This window comes from Fictibacillus sp. 7GRE50, assembly GCF_015903875.1.
Classification (GTDB): Bacteria; Bacillota; Bacilli; order Bacillales; family Fictibacillaceae; genus Fictibacillus; species Fictibacillus phosphorivorans.
On record NZ_JACZDW010000003.1, the window covers coordinates 555,617 to 572,697 of the forward strand.

Annotated in this window: 16 protein-coding genes; 4 read left to right on the forward strand and 12 right to left on the reverse strand. The window is 38.9% G+C overall.

The genetic code is table 11. The features are described from left to right. Positions 1 to 497 precede the first annotated feature (497 nt). The 4 genes from lpdA to pdhA all read right to left on the reverse strand — a co-directional run bounded on the left by lpdA (position 498) and on the right by pdhA (position 5,412). Positions 498 to 1,910: a dihydrolipoyl dehydrogenase gene (lpdA, locus tag IHV12_RS14020; protein ID WP_197191219.1), complete on the reverse strand. Its 1,413-nt coding sequence runs from the start codon at positions 1,908 to 1,910 to the stop codon at positions 498 to 500. Positions 1,911 to 1,914: 4 nt separating this feature from the next. After that, positions 1,915 to 3,246 (reverse strand): dihydrolipoamide acetyltransferase family protein, encoded by a 1,332-nt coding sequence (locus IHV12_RS14025; protein ID WP_197191220.1) that lies wholly within the window; start codon positions 3,244 to 3,246, stop codon positions 1,915 to 1,917. 104 nt (positions 3,247 to 3,350) lie between these two features. Beyond that, positions 3,351 to 4,328: an alpha-ketoacid dehydrogenase subunit beta gene (locus IHV12_RS14030; protein WP_137789790.1), complete on the reverse strand. Its 978-nt coding sequence runs from the start codon at positions 4,326 to 4,328 to the stop codon at positions 3,351 to 3,353. Position 4,329: 1 nt separating this feature from the next. Further along, positions 4,330 to 5,412: a pyruvate dehydrogenase (acetyl-transferring) E1 component subunit alpha gene (gene pdhA / locus IHV12_RS14035; protein WP_066393280.1), complete on the reverse strand. Its 1,083-nt coding sequence runs from the start codon at positions 5,410 to 5,412 to the stop codon at positions 4,330 to 4,332. A 541-nt stretch (positions 5,413 to 5,953) separates the two neighbouring features. On the opposite strand from pdhA, the gene def reads away from it, so the two are divergent. Continuing rightward, positions 5,954 to 6,505, forward strand: coding sequence for a peptide deformylase (gene def, locus IHV12_RS14040; RefSeq protein ID WP_197191221.1), 552 nt, complete (start codon positions 5,954 to 5,956; stop codon positions 6,503 to 6,505). 96 nt (positions 6,506 to 6,601) lie between these two features. Here the strand turns inward: def and IHV12_RS14045 are convergent, their stop codons facing one another. Together IHV12_RS14045 and IHV12_RS14050 are read right to left on the reverse strand one after the other, a co-directional pair. Next, positions 6,602 to 8,035: a carbon starvation CstA family protein gene (locus IHV12_RS14045; protein WP_197191222.1), complete on the reverse strand. Its 1,434-nt coding sequence runs from the start codon at positions 8,033 to 8,035 to the stop codon at positions 6,602 to 6,604. 77 nt (positions 8,036 to 8,112) lie between these two features. After that, positions 8,113 to 9,024, reverse strand: coding sequence for a DMT family transporter (locus IHV12_RS14050; protein ID WP_197191223.1), 912 nt, complete (start codon positions 9,022 to 9,024; stop codon positions 8,113 to 8,115). A 381-nt stretch (positions 9,025 to 9,405) separates the two neighbouring features. Between IHV12_RS14050 and IHV12_RS14055 the strand changes: the two genes are divergently transcribed. Further along, positions 9,406 to 9,615 carry a DNA-dependent RNA polymerase subunit epsilon gene (locus IHV12_RS14055; RefSeq protein ID WP_197127599.1) on the forward strand — a complete coding sequence of 70 codons (210 nt, stop codon included), beginning with the start codon at positions 9,406 to 9,408 and terminating at the stop codon, positions 9,613 to 9,615. Positions 9,616 to 9,618: 3 nt separating this feature from the next. After that, positions 9,619 to 11,289 (forward strand): ribonuclease J1, encoded by a 1,671-nt coding sequence (gene rnjA / locus IHV12_RS14060; RefSeq protein WP_197191224.1) that lies wholly within the window; start codon positions 9,619 to 9,621, stop codon positions 11,287 to 11,289. A 43-nt stretch (positions 11,290 to 11,332) separates the two neighbouring features. Here the strand turns inward: rnjA and IHV12_RS14065 are convergent, their stop codons facing one another. Both IHV12_RS14065 and IHV12_RS14070 read right to left on the reverse strand, forming a co-directional pair. Continuing rightward, positions 11,333 to 11,998, reverse strand: coding sequence for a potassium channel family protein (locus IHV12_RS14065; protein WP_197127597.1), 666 nt, complete (start codon positions 11,996 to 11,998; stop codon positions 11,333 to 11,335). Between the two features lie 176 nt (positions 11,999 to 12,174). Continuing rightward, a complete protein-coding gene (locus IHV12_RS14070; protein WP_066393264.1) occupies positions 12,175 to 12,717 on the reverse strand; it encodes a peroxiredoxin in 543 nt (180 codons plus the stop codon). 252 nt (positions 12,718 to 12,969) lie between these two features. Between IHV12_RS14070 and IHV12_RS14075 the strand changes: the two genes are divergently transcribed. Continuing rightward, positions 12,970 to 13,173 carry a ChaB family protein gene (locus IHV12_RS14075; RefSeq protein ID WP_197191225.1) on the forward strand — a complete coding sequence of 68 codons (204 nt, stop codon included), beginning with the start codon at positions 12,970 to 12,972 and terminating at the stop codon, positions 13,171 to 13,173. 8 nt (positions 13,174 to 13,181) lie between these two features. On the opposite strand, the gene IHV12_RS14080 is transcribed toward IHV12_RS14075, so the two are convergent. The 4 genes from IHV12_RS14080 to dapD form a co-directional block, all read right to left on the reverse strand. After that, positions 13,182 to 14,501, reverse strand: coding sequence for a hemolysin family protein (locus IHV12_RS14080; protein WP_197127595.1), 1,320 nt, complete (start codon positions 14,499 to 14,501; stop codon positions 13,182 to 13,184). Positions 14,502 to 14,616: 115 nt separating this feature from the next. Further along, positions 14,617 to 14,862: a YkuS family protein gene (locus IHV12_RS14085; RefSeq protein WP_197127594.1), complete on the reverse strand. Its 246-nt coding sequence runs from the start codon at positions 14,860 to 14,862 to the stop codon at positions 14,617 to 14,619. A gap of 292 nt (positions 14,863 to 15,154) precedes the next feature. Continuing rightward, positions 15,155 to 16,279 carry an N-acetyldiaminopimelate deacetylase gene (locus IHV12_RS14090; protein ID WP_197127593.1) on the reverse strand — a complete coding sequence of 375 codons (1,125 nt, stop codon included), beginning with the start codon at positions 16,277 to 16,279 and terminating at the stop codon, positions 15,155 to 15,157. A gap of 25 nt (positions 16,280 to 16,304) precedes the next feature. Continuing rightward, the gene (dapD, locus tag IHV12_RS14095; protein ID WP_197127592.1) at positions 16,305 to 17,021 is read right to left on the reverse strand and encodes a 2,3,4,5-tetrahydropyridine-2,6-dicarboxylate N-acetyltransferase; all 717 of its coding nucleotides are present in this window, start codon (positions 17,019 to 17,021) and stop codon (positions 16,305 to 16,307) included. Positions 17,022 to 17,081 lie beyond the last annotated feature (60 nt).

A 17,081-nucleotide genomic window follows, 5' to 3' on the forward strand; every position in this document is an offset into this window, starting at 1 on the left:
CTTCCTGGTGCTTTCTGCCAAAGGAGTCTCTCGCCACATTGCGCTATATTCAGCATGCTTAGGAAGCATCTATGAGCTATCCAATCATCATTTTACCTGTAACATAAATAAGAGTTAACGATATCGTCATGTTTAAAGCTACTGATTTGTTTATGTTTAAACGCTGTGCTACCAGAAAATTAAAATACCCAAACATCAACATTAATATTGTTTCAAAAAAATTATGGTCATGATGTGAGAGAAACAGTACGATTGAATAACCGCACCACATTACAATCTGAATGAAAGTGCATAATAAAACTCTCATCGCTTCCTCCATTTTAACGATATGAATTATTTTGATAGGGCTTAATCAAATTAGAAAAAACCACTGTCTACATTCATCTGTTTAGACAAGTGCTTCTAAATAAAGATTATGATGCGTTTACTTATATATGATTGAACAGAAAAAAACCCCTTGTGAGCTGTAAAAACAGTCACAAGGGGTTTTCACTTATTTATTTTACAATGTGTACAGGAAGTCCAATCGCAACTTCAGCTGCTTCCATAGAAATTTCTCCGAAAGTCGGATGAGCGTGAATAGTCATAGCGATGTCTTCAGCAGTCATACCTGCTTCGATTGCTAATCCTAATTCTGCGATCATATCAGATGCATTTCCACCAGCAATTTGAGCTCCTAGTACAAGTCCATCTTCTTTACGAGTGATTAGTTTCATGAAACCATCTGTCTCGTTCATAGATAGAGCACGACCATTTGCTGCAAACGGGAATTTAGAAGCTTTCACTTCGTATCCTGCTTCTTTTGCTGATTTTTCATCATAACCAACAGAAGCTAGTTCTGGGTCTGTGAATACTACAGCCGGAATCGCTAAGTAATCAATTTCTGCCGCATGTCCTGAAATCACTTCTGCTGCTACTTTACCTTCATAAGAAGCCTTATGAGCAAGAGCTGGACCTTCTACGACATCACCGATTGCATAGATGCCGTTAACACTTGTTTGAGCTTTCTTATTGATTTTGATAAGACCGCGTTCAGTCATTTCAACACCAACTTGCTCAAGACCTAGTTCTTCAGTGTTTGGACGACGTCCAACAGTAACAAGAACATAGTCAGCTTCAAATGTCTTAGATTCACCTTTGATCTCAGCAGTTACAGTAACTCCGTCTTTTGTTTCTTCAACGCCTTTTGCCATTGCTTCAGTAAATACTTCCACATTGCCTTTTTTCTTTAAGCGTTTAGAAACGACTTGACTCATTTGCTTTTCGAAACCTGGAAGGATTTGTTTTCCACCTTCAAGGATTGTTACTTCAGTACCGAAGTTAGCATAAGCTGTTCCAAGCTCCATACCGATATAACCACCACCGATAACTACCATCTTCTTAGGAATTTCTTTAAGAGCAAGAGCTCCTGTAGAAGAGATAATACGGTCACTCCATTTGAATCCTGGGATTTCAATAGGACGTGAACCCGTAGCGATGATCGCATTTTTAAACGTATAGGTTTGAGAGTTCTTCTCATCCATAATACGTACAGTGTTTTCATTTACGAAATAAGCTTCACCACGAATGATTTCAACTTTATTTCCTTTTAGAAGCCCTTCTACACCGCCAGTAAGCTTCTTAACGATGCCTGCTTTCCAGTCTTGAACTTTGCTGAAATCTACTGATACGTTATCAACAGTAATCCCCATATCTTCAGAGTGATTAGCATGTTCTACACGGTGACCTGCATTAATTAAAGCTTTTGATGGAATACAACCAACGTTCAAACAAACGCCGCCCATTTCTGCCTTTTCCGCAATAGCCACTTTTTGTCCTAATTGTGCTGCACGAATTGCTGCAACATATCCCCCAGGACCTGAACCTATGACAAGTGTGTCTAACTCAATTGGAAAATCTCCTACTACCATCGAATTACGCCTCCATTACTAATAGTTGTGGATCGTTCAATAAACGCTTAATGTGATTCAATGCATTTTGAGCTGTTGCACCATCGATCAGACGGTGGTCAAAGCTAAGAGATAAAGCTAAAACAGGAGCTACTACTACTTCTCCGTCTTTAACAACTGCTTTTTCAGCAATACGGCCGATACCTAAGATCGCTACTTCTGGGTGGTTGATTACTGGAGTGAACCATTGACCGCCTGCAGAACCGATATTTGTAATCGTACAAGATCCGCCCTTCATCTCTTCACCAGAAAGCTTACCATCACGTGCTTTAGTAGCTAGTTCATTGATTTCAGAAGAGATTTTGAAGATGGATTTACGATCAGCATCTTTAACAACTGGTACCATTAGTCCGTTATCTGTATCTGCCGCAATACCGATGTTGTAATAGTGCTTGTATACGATTTCTTCGTTCGCATCGTCGATAGATGCATTAAGCACAGGGTATTCACGCAATGCAGAAGTTAATGCTTTTACCACGTATGGAAGATAAGTAAGCTTGATGCCTTTGTCTGCAGCAACTTGCTTAAATTTCTTACGGTGTGCAACAAGATCAGTAACGTCCACTTCATCCATTAGTGTAACATGCGGAGCTGTATGTTTGGAGTTAACCATCGCTTTTGAGATCGCTTTTCTAATACCTTTGATCTTTTCACGAGTTTCCATTTCTCCAGCAGGAATTGCTTTAGGCGCTTCTTTCTTCGCTTCAGCTTTTGGAGCTGCTTCGGTTTCAGTAGCTTGTGGTGCTGCTTCAGCTGCTCCGCCGCCGCTTACGAATTTATCGATGTCTTCTTTAAGTACACGTCCGTTATCTCCAGAACCTTGTACTTTACGAATATCTACTTCTTTTTCACGCGCATATTTACGAACAGAAGGCATTGCGATTACACGCTTAGATTCGTCTGCTGGTTCTTCTTTAGCTGTATCTTCAGTTTTATCTGTTTTAGCTTCTGATTTGTCAGCTTCTTTAGCTTGATCAGCAGTTACGTTCTTTTCTTCTTCAGCTTTAGGTTGTTCTGGAGCTTCCTCGCCACCACCATGAGCATCAGCAGGAATTTCACCTTCTGCTTCAATTGTTACCAGAACATCACCAACAACAGATACTGTTCCTTCGTCTACTTTTAGTTCAAGAATTTTACCGTCTACAGGTGATGGAATTTCAACTACAGCTTTATCGTTTTGTACTTCAAGCAGGATATCGTCTTCTTTAACTTCATCCCCTGCTTTTACAAACCACTTTACGATCTCACCTTCGTGAATTCCTTCTCCAATATCGGGAAGCTTAAATTCAAATGCCACGATTAACGCCTCCTAGTTAATAACAATCTTTTTTCGTCATTGATGTGAAAGAGCTGAAAGAAACAGTCTAATACAGACGTCTCTTTCAGCTAACATTCATTTTTTTAGAAATTGTAGACTTTCTTTGCTTTGTCTACAATATCACGATGATCTGGAATCCAAACATCTTCTGCAGAAGCATATGGGAACACTGTGTCTGGTGCAGTAACACGCAGTACAGGTGCTTCTAAGTGAAGGATTGCACGGTCGTTGATTTCAGCTACAACGAACGCTCCAATACCAGCTTGTTTTTGTGCTTCTTGTACAACAATCGCTCGACCTGTTTTTTCAACAGAAGTCATGATTGTTTCGATATCAAGCGGGCTGATTGTACGAAGGTCAATCACTTCAGCAGAGATACCTTCTTTTTCTAATTCTTCAGCAGCTTTTAGTGATGCGTGAACCATAGCACCGTAAGTAATGATAGAAACATCCTTACCTTCACGTTTCACATCTGCTTTTCCAAGTTCGATCGTGTATTCTTCCTCTGGCACTTCGCCACGGAAAGAACGGTATAATTTCATATGCTCTAGATATACTACTGGATCATTATCACGAATTGCAGAGATTAATAGACCTTTTGCGTCATATGGAGTTGAAGGAATAACAACTTTGATACCAGGAGTTTGGTACATTAAACCTTCAAGGCTGTCTGCATGAAGTTCAGGTGTTTTAACGCCTCCACCAAATGGTGAACGGATTGTTACTGGAGAAGTGTAAACTCCGCCTGAACGGTATCTCATACGACCCATTTGGGCAGCAACTGAATCAAATACTTCAAATACAAAACCAAAGAACTGAATCTCCATTACTGGACGGAAACCTGTAAGCCCAAGACCTATTGCAAGTCCCCCAATTCCAGACTCAGCTAGCGGAGTATCAAAAACGCGATCTTCTCCAAATTCTTTTTGAAGTCCTTCAGTAGCACGGAAAACCCCACCGTTTTGGCCAACGTCTTCACCGAAAACAAGAACTTGTTCATTGCTTTTCAATTCATTGCGCATAGCGTCTGTAATTGCTTGAATCATAGTCATTTGAGCCATATTATTTCGACTCCTTTGCTGTGTATTCTTCTAACTGCTCACGAAGGTTGAACGGAAGGTCTTCAAACATGAAGCCGATAAGGTCAGTAACCTTTTGCTTAGGCGCTCCGTCTGCTTTCTTGATCGCAGCTTTAATATCTTCTTTTGCTTCTTCTACAACTTTGTTTTCTTGTTCTTCAGACCAAAGGTTCTTCTTCTCTAAGAACTTACGGAAACGAACAAGTGGATCTTTCTTTTCCCATTCGTTATCAAGATCTTTTGTACGGTAACGAGTAGGATCATCTCCTGCCATCGTATGTGGTCCGTAACGATAAGTAAGAGTTTCAATTAATGTAGGACCTTCACCAGAAACTGCACGTTCACGAGCTTGTTGAGTCGCTGCATAAACGGCAAGAACATCCATTCCATCAACTTGAATCCCTTCAATACCAGCTGCAACTGCTTTTTGAGCGATCGTTTTTGCTGCAGATTGCTTTTCAACTGGAACAGAGATTGCAAAACGGTTGTTTTGAACAACGAAGATCGTGTTAGCACGGTATGCTCCTGCAAAGTTTAAACCTTCGTAGAAGTCACCTTGTGATGCTCCACCGTCACCAGTGTAAGTGATACATACGTTCTTTTTACCTTGTTTCTTAAGTCCGAAACCAACACCAGCCGCTTGAATGATTTGAGCACCGATGATGATTTGAGGCATCAATACGTTTACACCTTCAGGAATCTGTCCACCTTGGAAGTGTCCGCGAGACCATAAGAATGCTTGTGTTAATGGGAAGCCGTGGAAAACCATTTGTGGAATATCACGGTATCCTGGAAGAATCCAATCTTCTTTATCTAATGCATAATGAGTTCCTAGCATGGAAGCTTCTTGTCCTGCTACTGGAGCATAGAAACCAAGACGCCCTTGTCTGTTTAGAGAGATAGCACGCTGATCCCAAATTCGTGTGTAAACCATGCGGCGCATTAGTTCTTGCAGATCTTCATCAGACAAATTCGGCATTGCCGATTCGTTAACAACTTCTCCATCTTCAGAAAGAATCTGGAACGTTTCAAATTGATCTTGAACTGCATCAATTGTTTTCGTCATGAAAAGTCACCTCTTCCTTTCTTTTACCCTGTCAGTTTTCCCTGATCTTAAAAACATGCACATATTTAATAGGTTGCCCAAAGTGAAACATTTTTAAGACAGGTTTATATTTTTAAAAGGCTTTTAGGTATGCCTTTGTATACCCACTGAAGTTTTCCCTTGTATCAAAGAGCTAAACCATCTTGCGGCATCCTAACTGTATTACTAATTTACATATCTAGAGTAACACAACAATCCTTTTCACGTAAATTAGTTTACACCACTGCTCATACACAGTCAATCTATAGGTTGCATATAGTTGCCACATCTTTTTTACTTCGTTCATATGACGTTTACAACTCTCATCCCCGTAACTGTTTCATTATAATTTTACTGCTGTATCAGTCATTGTATGCTTTTATAGATACGCTTACAGTCGAAGGGTAAAATAGAAGATGAAGCAAAATATTTTATTCCCGTTCTTTTTTATTAAAAATCCTCTATGTTATGATAAGGGGAAACTAAATTAACTTAAAAGTATATCGGCACGGAGGTTTTGCTTGTGTTAACAATGAAAGATGTTATAAGAGAAGGTCACCCAACACTTAGAGAAAAAGCAGTCGAAGTACCTTTTCCTTTTTCAGATGAAGATATTAAAACAGCTAATCAACTCCTGGAATTTGTAAAGAACAGCCAAGATCCGGAACTTGCGGCAAAATACAATTTAAGACCAGGTATTGGGATTGCTGCACCTCAAATCGGAATCTCAAAACGAATTTTTGCTTTTCATGTATCTGATGAAAACGGAAATCTATACAGTTATGCACTGTTGAATCCGAAAATTATTAGTCATTCGGTTCAAATGACTTATTTAGATGGAGGAGAAGGATGCTTGTCTGTAGACAGAGATGTGCCTGGACTTGTACCTCGATATGCCAAGGTTACTGTAAAAGGGTTCACACCTGACGGCTCAGAAGTTAGCTTGAAGTTAAAAGGGCTTCCTGGCATTTGCTTTCAACATGAACTTGACCATTTAGACGGTATCATGTTCTATGATCGAATCAATGAAAAACAACCATTTGAACCTCCTGCAAATTCTGTTGTTATCAGATAACGATTAACTAAAAAAACTCACTAAGTCGAAAGATCGACTTAGTGAGCTTTTTGTTTTTACGCATAAATTGCTACCTGAATTAGTTACTACATTTTATTAAGCTACATCACGATCATCATCAACGAGCATTACATCTTCATCGCTTGTTTTACTTCGAATGAATAAGATAGATACAAATACAGTCGTTATTGTAGCAATCGTGTAGGATATTCCATTCGACAGCCCAAGACCTATTGGAGCATTACAAATGTAAGTAACAGTCACCATCGTCATAAAAATTGCAGGCAGTGTAGCGATCCAATGATTTTTTTTCGATCTTTTCAAATACATAGCTCCTACCCAAAGAGCTAGCATTGCCGTTGATTGGTTCGCCCAAGAAAAATAACGCCATAATAATGTAAAATCAATCTTAGTTAATAGAAAAGAAATAACAAACATTGGTATAGCAATCCAAAGCCTCGAAGATAATTTCTTTTGACCAATGTTAAAGTAATCAGCTAGTATCATTCTAGCACTTCGGAAAGAGGTATCTCCCGAAGTAATCGGTAAAATGATGACACCGATTACCGCAAGCGTCCCTCCGATTGCTCCTAGCATCGTTACTGACACTTCACTGACAACTGCAGCTGGTCCACCTTCTGCAATAATTCCAGATAACGATTTTCCATCAAATAAACTCATTGCAGCCGCTGCCCAGATCATCGCGATTACAGCTTCTGCAATCATCATGCCATAAAAAATTTTTCTACCTTCTTTTTCATTTTTAGTCGTGCGAGAAATAATAGGAGATTGGGTAGCATGAAATCCTGAAAGTGCTCCGCAAGAAATCGTCAAGAATAAGAGCGGAAATATAGGAACATTATCTGGATGCATATTTTCAAATGAGAGTTCAGGGATCGGTGCCCCTGTAACTACTAGACCCCCACCTATTCCAATAGCACTTATAACAAGCAATGCACCAAAGATCGGATAGACACGACCTATTATCTTATCGATCGGTAAGAGTGTAGCTAGAATATAATAAACAAAGATCAAACCAATGATGAGACTTATGCTTAACCAGTCTCCAGTAAGATCATGAATCAATGCTGCTGGAGCACTAACAAAAACAGTCCCTACTAACAACAAGAGTAAAAGAGTAAAGCCATTTACAACATGTCTCATCGCATTCCCTAAAAATTTACCAGCTAGTTGTGGTAAATGTGCCCCTCTATTACGAATGGATATCATGCCAGTCAAATAATCGTGAACCGCTCCAGCAAATATGGCACCAAGTACAATCCAAAGAAATGCAACCGGACCGTATAGCGCACCCATAATGGGACCAAAAATAGGACCCACCCCGGCAATGTTCAATAACTGGATCAGAGAATTCGTTTTTGTACCCATCGGGACATAATCGATACCATCTTCTTGCGCATATGCAGGAGTCTTTCTTTTCTGTTTTACTCCAAACACTTTTTCAACGTACTTTCCATACGTAAAATAACCTACGACCAATAACACGATTGAAACTAAGAATGTAATCAACCAGATTCCTCCTCACGTTGTATACGCTTACATTCTACACGAAATAAAAAAAACACTCAATTTTCAATTGAATGCTTTTAGGCTGTTCTGTCATGTTGAAGATGTAAAGATTTCTTTTTCTTTCCCCTCTTGCCTGTTAAATAGACTCCGGTAAAAATAAGCAGCAAGCCCCAAAATGCACTGAGATGAATTTTTTCATCTAATAATACGCTTCCCCATATAACCGCTGAAACTGGGACTAAATAGGTAACAAGAGTAGCAAACTCTGCCGAACCTGCAGATATCATATAATAATAAAGCAAGTATGCAATACCTGAACCAAAGACTCCAAGACCGACGATAGATAATAAAGAATAGTAATTTAAGGAGTCTTCAGGTAAATGCCATCCATCCGTGAATAACATCATCATGGCACTTAAAAGCATACCTGCAAAAAGTGTAGAAGAGGCCGTGATCCAAACCGTCGTTTCTTGAAGATGTTTTTTTGCGTACTGTGAACTGTATCCATAACAACACGTAGCTATTAACATTAAAACAATCCCTAAACCTAGCTGACTCTTTGTCAATCCAGGAGCATCAACATCCATTAGCAATAGAATACCAACAAAACCGACTATTACACCAATCCATTGTTTCCACCGCAATGTAATGGAAAAAAAGAATACGCCCATTATTGACGTCCAGATCGGTGTAGTAGCATTTAATATAGCGGTGTACCCGCTATCTAGGAAGGTTTCGCTCCAAGCAATAAGCCCCCAAGGAAGACCAGCGTTCAAGAAACCTACGAAAAGTAACTTCTTCAAAGGAAGTGTTTTCCAGTTCACTGTCTGCCTGCTTATCATGAACAACGGAACGATCATCATTATTCCTAACAAACAGCGAATAAATACAATTTGCCAAGGATCGAATACACCGAGCAGGACTTTTATAAATAAGAAAGACATTCCCCATATTAAACTTAAAACAAAAAGCGCTGAATATAGCTTCATTTGTTCACCCCCGTTCATATAAACACCGCAAATAAAGAATTGTAACAATTTCCCTCTAGCAATATCGATTCAAATACACATACTAGTAATAAAAATTGGCATGGAGGGCAATAAATGAAGATGAGAACGCGCTTATTAAAAAGACTTAGGAAATGGGTAAGACAACAAAATAATAACGGGAAATTAATTCTTAACTAGGTTAAGTTTCTCTCTTAACTAAAGTAATTATAAAGGATAATACCTATAGCTTAACAGTTATTATTTTTATATTTTTGTGGTTTTCCAATGAAGCATTATGAAAAAACATGAAAAACATGTCACTTTCCTTTATAATAGGACGAAGAAACTCAAAAACTACAGACCGGTAAGGAGACATGAAATATGATTTATAAAGTATTTTTTCAAACTAGCTTAACAGAGGTTCCTGTTCGTGAACACACTCAAACAGTATATGTAGAAGCAGAAACGATCAACGACGTACGTAAAAAACTCGCTGACCGCAAATACAACATTGAATACATACAAGAAATTAACGGTAAATTTCTTGAGTATGAAAAAGACACGAATTCATTGGAATTGGAGAATGTATAATTTATGAAATTTGTAAAAAATCATCAAGCCGCTGTTTTCGCACTTGGCGGTCTAGGAGAAATCGGTAAAAATACGTATGCCGTTCAGTTTCAAGATGAGATCATCCTTATTGATGCAGGAATTAAATTTCCAGAAGATGAACTCCTAGGAATTGATTACGTAATACCAGATTACACGTATCTTGTTAAGAACGAAGAAAAGATCAAAGGGCTATTTATCACACATGGACACGAAGATCATATTGGCGGTATTCCTTATCTTTTAAGACAAGTGAACATCCCTATCTATGGTGGTAAACTCGCACTTGCTCTGATCAAGAACAAACTAGAAGAACACGGTTTGCTTCGTCGTGCACAATTACATGAAATCACTGAGGACGATGTGATTAAATTCCGTAAAACATCTGTAAGTTTCTTCAGAACGACTCACAGTATTCCAGATTCATATGGATTGGTAGTGAAAACACCACCTGGTAACATCGTTCATACAGGTGACTTTAAGTTTGATTTCACGCCTGTTGGTGAACCTGCTAACTTAACAAAAATGGCTGAGATCGGAAAAGAAGGTGTACTCTGCTTACTTTCTGATTCAACAAACAGTGAAGTTCCTGGGTTCACTCTTTCTGAGAGACGTGTTGGAGAAAGCATACAAGACATCTTCAGAAAAATGGAAGGCCGAGTGATCTTCGCTACATTCGCTTCGAACATTCATAGATTGCAGCAAGTCGTTGAAGCTTCTGTTGCAAACAATAGAAAAATTGCTGTGTTTGGACGTAGTATGGATTCTGCGATAACCGTTGGACAAGAGCTTGGATTTATTAAAGCACCTAAGAATACGTTTGTTGATGCAAATCAGATCAATCGTTTGCCTGATAATCAAGTTACGATTCTATGTACAGGAAGCCAAGGTGAACCAATGGCTGCTCTCTCAAGAATTGCTAACGGAACTCATAGACAGATACAAATAATTCCTGGAGACACGGTTGTCTTCTCATCCTCACCTATCCCAGGAAATGCTCTTAGTGTCAGTAAAACGATCAACCAGTTGTTCCGTGCAGGTGCAGAAGTGATTCATGGGTCATTAAACGATATCCATACTTCCGGTCATGGCGGACAACAAGAACAAAAGCTTATGTTACGTCTTATGAAGCCTAAATTCTTTATGCCGATTCATGGTGAATATAGAATGCTTAAGATGCACACGAAGCTTGCTTCTGATTGTGATGTTCCATCTCAGAATTCATTTGTAATGGATAATGGCGAAGTTTTAGCTCTTTCACAAAATGAGGCTATGGTGGCTGGTAAGATCCCTTCAGGTTCCGTCTATGTAGATGGAAGTGGAATTGGTGATATCGGGAACATCGTACTTCGAGACCGAAAAATTCTCTCAGAAGAAGGCCTTGTAGTTGTTGTCGTAAGCATGGACATGAAAGAGTTTAGAATAGAAGCAGGACCTGATATCATTTCACGAGGTTTTGTTTATATGCGTGAGTCTGGAGACTTGATTCACGATGCTCAAAGTCTTCTTAGCAAACATTTAGAAACGATCATGAACGAGAAAAGAACCACACAGTGGTCTGAGATCAAGAATGAAATCACAGATACGTTGGCTCCTTTCTTATATGAAAAAACAAAAAGACGTCCAATGATCCTTCCTATCATCATGGAAATTTAGTTTCATAATAAAAACCGTTCCCTATTCAAGGGTAACGGTTTTTTTATTCTTCATTAGCCATTTGTTTTTCTAAGCGGTTGATGTCCTTATCTCCACCGATTACAATCAATACATCTCCTTGGTGAATGTTTTGATCAGCTTGTGGAGAAACGAAGATGTCTTTTCCTCTTTTAACAGCTACAACGTTACAGCCATACTTTGCCCGAATGTCTAACTGTATCAAAGATTTATTGTTCATCTTCTTACTTGCTACTAATTCAACGATGCTATGTTCGTCGGATAGCTCTAAATAATCAAGAACGTTGTTTGATACGATTTGATGAGCAATTCTAACACCCATGTCTCGCTCAGGGTGAATAATTTTATCTGCTCCGATCTTTCTTAACACCTTTTCATGGTAATCATTTTGAGCTTTAACCGTAATCTTTTCTACACCCATCTCTTTTAAAATGAGTGTTGTAAGAATGGACGACTGAAGATTGTCACCAATCGCGACCACTACATGCTGAAAATTCCGTATCCCAAGACTTTTCAATACCCCTTCATCTGTAGAATCTGCAATTACAGCGTGCGTCACAACGTTTGAAAACTCATTCACTCGATCTTCATCAATATCAATCGCAAGAACTTCCATTCCTTGATCGGCCAATGCTTTACACATACTACCGCCAAAACGACCTAGTCCGATTACAGCATATTGCTTTTTCACAGTCCCTCACTCCAATCTTTCGCGGTATAGCCTTATTTTACCACATTATTTACAAATCAATATCTAACTACTACCTCTTATGTAAAAAATACAGAATATGTTCACGTTTTCATTATTAATTATAAAAATAACCCAAGAACAACGTCTTGGGTTATGAAATATACACGATTTGACGATTAAAGAGTCTTTTGACCAGGCTTCCAGTTTGCTGGGCAAAGTCCACCTGTTTGAAGTGCTTGAAGTACACGTAATGTTTCATCAACATCACGGCCAATGTTGTTATGGTTAACAACAGAGTACATTAATTCACCCTCTGGAGAGATGATGAATAAACCGCGAAGAGCAATACCTTCTTCTTCGATTAGAACACCATAATCACGAGCTACAGTGTGGTTTGTATCAGCTGCTAGAGAGTATTTTAACTCACCAAGACCGTTCATGTCACGTGGTGTGTTGATCCAAGCTTTGTGAGTGTGGATTGTGTCTGTAGAAACACCAATTACATCAGCATCTAAATCTTCGAACTCGTCAAAACGGTCGCTAAGTGATGTAATTTCTGTAGGACAAACGAAAGTGAAGTCCATTGGATAGAAGAAAAGAACAGTCCACTTGTCATTCTTCATGTTTTCTTCTAAGCTAACTTTTCCAAATTCTTTGTTTGGTAATACTGCATCCATTTCAAATCTAGGTGCTTGTTTTGCTACCATACGTTCTGCCATAGGTGAAAATCCCTCCAAAAAAACTGTTTTATTTACATGGGTAATTATAGTACAGTCCTTATTTTTAGTCAATGTTAAATAATAATTAATTTAAATAAGGAAAGGTATTCCCACGACTTAATTTCTCCTTAATCATAGCAACTTAAACTATAAATGTGAAATTATCCGCTCATTTCAGATGCTTTTCATTCTCAATAAAGAGTTTACATTGAGGATTCCACGGGAACGCTTTATCGTATAGGAGGGATAAATATGCCGTATGATTCGCTTAAAGATCTACCTGAGGGAGTAAGAGATCATCTCCCCCACCACGGTCAGGAAATCTATAAAGAGGCTTTTAATTCTGCACTCCAAGAGTATAAAGAAGAAGAAACCGCACACAAGGTAGCATGGAGCGCAGTAAAACACAAATACGAAAAAACAAAAAATGGACAATGGAAAAGCAAAGACTCCTGAAACATCGTTCAGGAGTCTTTATTTGTATCAGTATTTTTATCTTCTAATATTTTTTCAATTCCGATTTTTTTTATCTGTCTGCCATCCAGCTCCAAAATCGTAAAGCGATAACTTTCATAATTAAACGAGTGATGAGTTTCTAAATCAACTGATCTTGTTAGAACCCAACCTCCAATTGTATCGATTTCACTATTATCAATATCCAGTGCGAATAGTTCATTGATTTGTGAAATGAGCACTTTTCCATCCACTACCGTTTGATTTTGATCAACTTGTTGAATCTCTGGTTCTTCATCAATATCAAATTCATCTCTAATTTCCCCGACGATCTCTTCCAATATATCTTCAACCGTTACAATTCCTGCAGTCCCACCATACTCGTCTACGAGCACCGCCATATGAGTCTGATCTTTTTGCATTTTGACCAAGAGCTTTTGGATCGGTATTGATTCATGGACCGTAATGATAGGGCGAATATAATCATTTAAATCAAAATTTTCTTTGCTGAAATTTTCATTGAAAAATTCCTTAATGTTTACAATACCAACGATATGATCCTTATCATCATGGCCAACAGGATATCTCGTGAACTTTTCTTCACGCATGATCGCCATGTTCTGTTCACAACTATTCTCTAAGAATAAACAGACCATTTCAGTTCGCGGTATCATAATCTCTTTCGCTACACGGTCATCAAATTCAAAAATTCTGTTCACATACCGGTATTCGGATTGATTGATCTCTCCACCTTGTAAACTTTCTGAAAGGATAAGACGTAACTCTTCTTCCGTATGTACGACCTCATGTTCACTAGCTGGACTTATACCGAAGACTCGTGTTAAAAGATTCGCTGAACCATTTAGTAAGAAGATAAAAGGATACATGACCTTATAAAATAGGATTATTGGTTTTGCTGTAGCCAACGAGACCATTTCAGCTTTTTGAATCGCGACTGTTTTAGGTGCTAATTCGCCTAGTACGACGTGCAAGAATGTAATTAAGAAGAAAGCGATTGAAAATGAGAGCGTATGCGTTAGTCCTTCATTCAATCCTGCATTTTCAAACAATGGTCGTAAAAAAATCTCAACAGTCGGCTCACCCAACCAACCTAGTCCTAGTGCTGTAATGGTTATCCCTAACTGACAAGCTGACAAATAGCCATCAAGATTACCGATAACTTTTTGTGCAGCGATCGCTTTACTATTACCTTCGGAAGCTAAATGGTCTATTCGCGTCCTACGTACTTTAACAATGGCAAATTCAGTTACTACAAAAAATGCGGTTAAGACGATAAGTAAAATAATCATGATTACATTAAAGATTGGCATATGGACCTCCCCATCTGCTGCTAAACAACATATTTTTTATGATTGGTCAATTAATTCCCTGTTAAAACGTGCGTTAAACAGAAATAAAGGGGCAGCATGGCTGTCCCCAGGAGTGTTATGATTGTAATCTGCTCTCAACAGCCTGACATACTTCATCTGCTGACATACCATGAGCGTTCAATACAGATCCTTGTGTTTCTGCATTTTGAATGCCCATAATGTTCTGATCCTGTCCGGAAATTACACAGCAATCACAGCCGTTAGCGTCTTGCTCTTGTCGAAGTTCTACAACATCATGTCCCTTTGATCGCAATGCATCTGAGACGTTTGATAATGATTGTTCTACACCAATTCTAGCCATATTCCCACCTCCTTACCTTTCTTAATGTTTCCAACTCATAATGGGAATATGTAATGCAGAAATGAAGTGTTTCTGTTGAGACACGCATGTAGATATATGGCGTAAAGTGTCGACTCGCGGATAAATCATAAAAACTTTTGGATTGAGTCCCGAAACTTGTGGATTGCGTATTAAAACTTTTGGATTGACGGTTAAAATTTCTGGATTGGAGGGAAAAATTCGTGAATTGAGTGTGATTAGGAGACTGAAATTAGGGAAATGAGCAAGAAAAAACGGCCGATTGGCCGTTTCCCTACATTCTATTCCCTTTAAAGTGGAAATATTGAACTAATAGATCTACCGCATGCTGAATGGCTTCTGCTTGCGGTTTTAACTTTGAATGGTGAAGACCATATTGGGTATCAACCCCTAGCCAGAACATGAAACCAGGGATTTTTTCTAAAAAATATCCATAGTCTTCCCCGGTCATAGCTTCTTTACATTCAATAACATTCACAGTTTCTTGCTGTTTTGCAAATTCCATGAATTCTCTAGTTAGAATAGGTTCATTATCAACTTGACGATAGTTTGAACCGTAATCTATTGCAGTCTCACATTCAAAACTGCCTGAAATACCTTTAACGAGTGCTTCAATTCTCTTTTTAACCTTATCCATCGCTTCTGGAGATAACGTTCGAATAGTGCCTTCGAGTCTTGCTTTTTCTGCAATGATATTTTGCTTCGTTCCACCAGTGATCTTACCGATCGTTACAACAGCTGAATCCAGTGGATCAATATTACGTGAGATGATCGACTGCAACTGTGTAACAAGATGGCTTGCTGCGACTACCATGTCATTACTTAAATGCGGATAAGCAGCATGGCCGCCTTTTCCGATCAGATCAACAAAAAGTTCAGAAGTATTAGCAAATAATAATCCTTCTTTTACAGCGATCGTGCCGACCGGATATTCCGGAGCTATGTGAAGTGCTGTGATCATGTCAGGTTTTAACTGCTTAAACAGCTCACTCTCTCGCATTGGGAGAGCTCCCCCTGGTCCTTCTTCAGCAGGCTGAAAGATAAATAACAGATGATCATCTATTGGGTTCTCCGCAAAATGTGCCACTAGCCCTAAAGCGATCGTCATATGAACATCATGACCGCAGGCATGCATCATTCCTTCGTGAAGAGAGGAAAATTCATAGCCAGTTTCTTCACTGATAGGTAGACCATCCATATCTGTTCGATAAGCTATCGTTTTAGATGCATTTCTTCCGATTACTTTTACAAATATGCCTGTTTCCCATGTATGAATTTCTAAATGGTCCTGAGGAAAAGTGGAGATGAGATCAAGGATATATCTCTGCGTTTTAAACTCTAAAAATCCTGGCTCCGGTATACGGTGCAAGTCTTTTCTTATCTCAAGCAATGATTTCATCTTCTCTCATCCCCTACACTAAAAATTAGTCGTTTAACTGACGTAGCTCTTGTCTGATTTCTGTTTTTGATTTTGTTTTTTCGTCGATCTTTTTTAATACGCGAGCTGGAGTTCCACCAACCACTGTGTATGGTTCTACGTCTTCGATCACAATGGCACCTGCAGCTACAACTGCGCCCTTACCTACCGTAACGCCTTCAAGAACAACTACGTTCGCTCCAATGACTACATCGTCTTCTACAACTACTGGTTTTGCTGAAGGTGGTTCGATTACACCTGCAAGAACAGTTCCTGCACCGATGTGGCAGTTCTTTCCTACAGTAGCTCGTCCACCAAGTACAACGTTCATGTCGATCATCGTTCCTTCACCGATTACTGCTCCGATGTTAATGGAAGCACCCATCATGATTACAGCATTGTCACCGATCTCGACTTGGTCACGAATGATGGCACCTGGTTCAATACGAGCTTTAATGTTTTTCATATCTAACAATGGAATCGCCGAATTACGACGATCATTTTCGATCACGAAGTCTTCAATGTTGCTTTCATTTGCTTTTAACGCAGCTTCAATATCTTTCCACTCGCCGAATAAAACAGCCGTGTTGCCTGAAGGGAACACTTTCGTATCTTGTCCGAATTCGATATTTTCAAGATTTCCTTTTACGTAAACTTTTACGGGTGTAGATTTTGTTGCATTTTGGATAAATGAGATAATTTCGTTTGCATCCATCATTTTCATGTTTGGTAGTTCCTCCTTAAAAGTCATTCTGTATTGTATTAAACCACTAAATATAGAAAG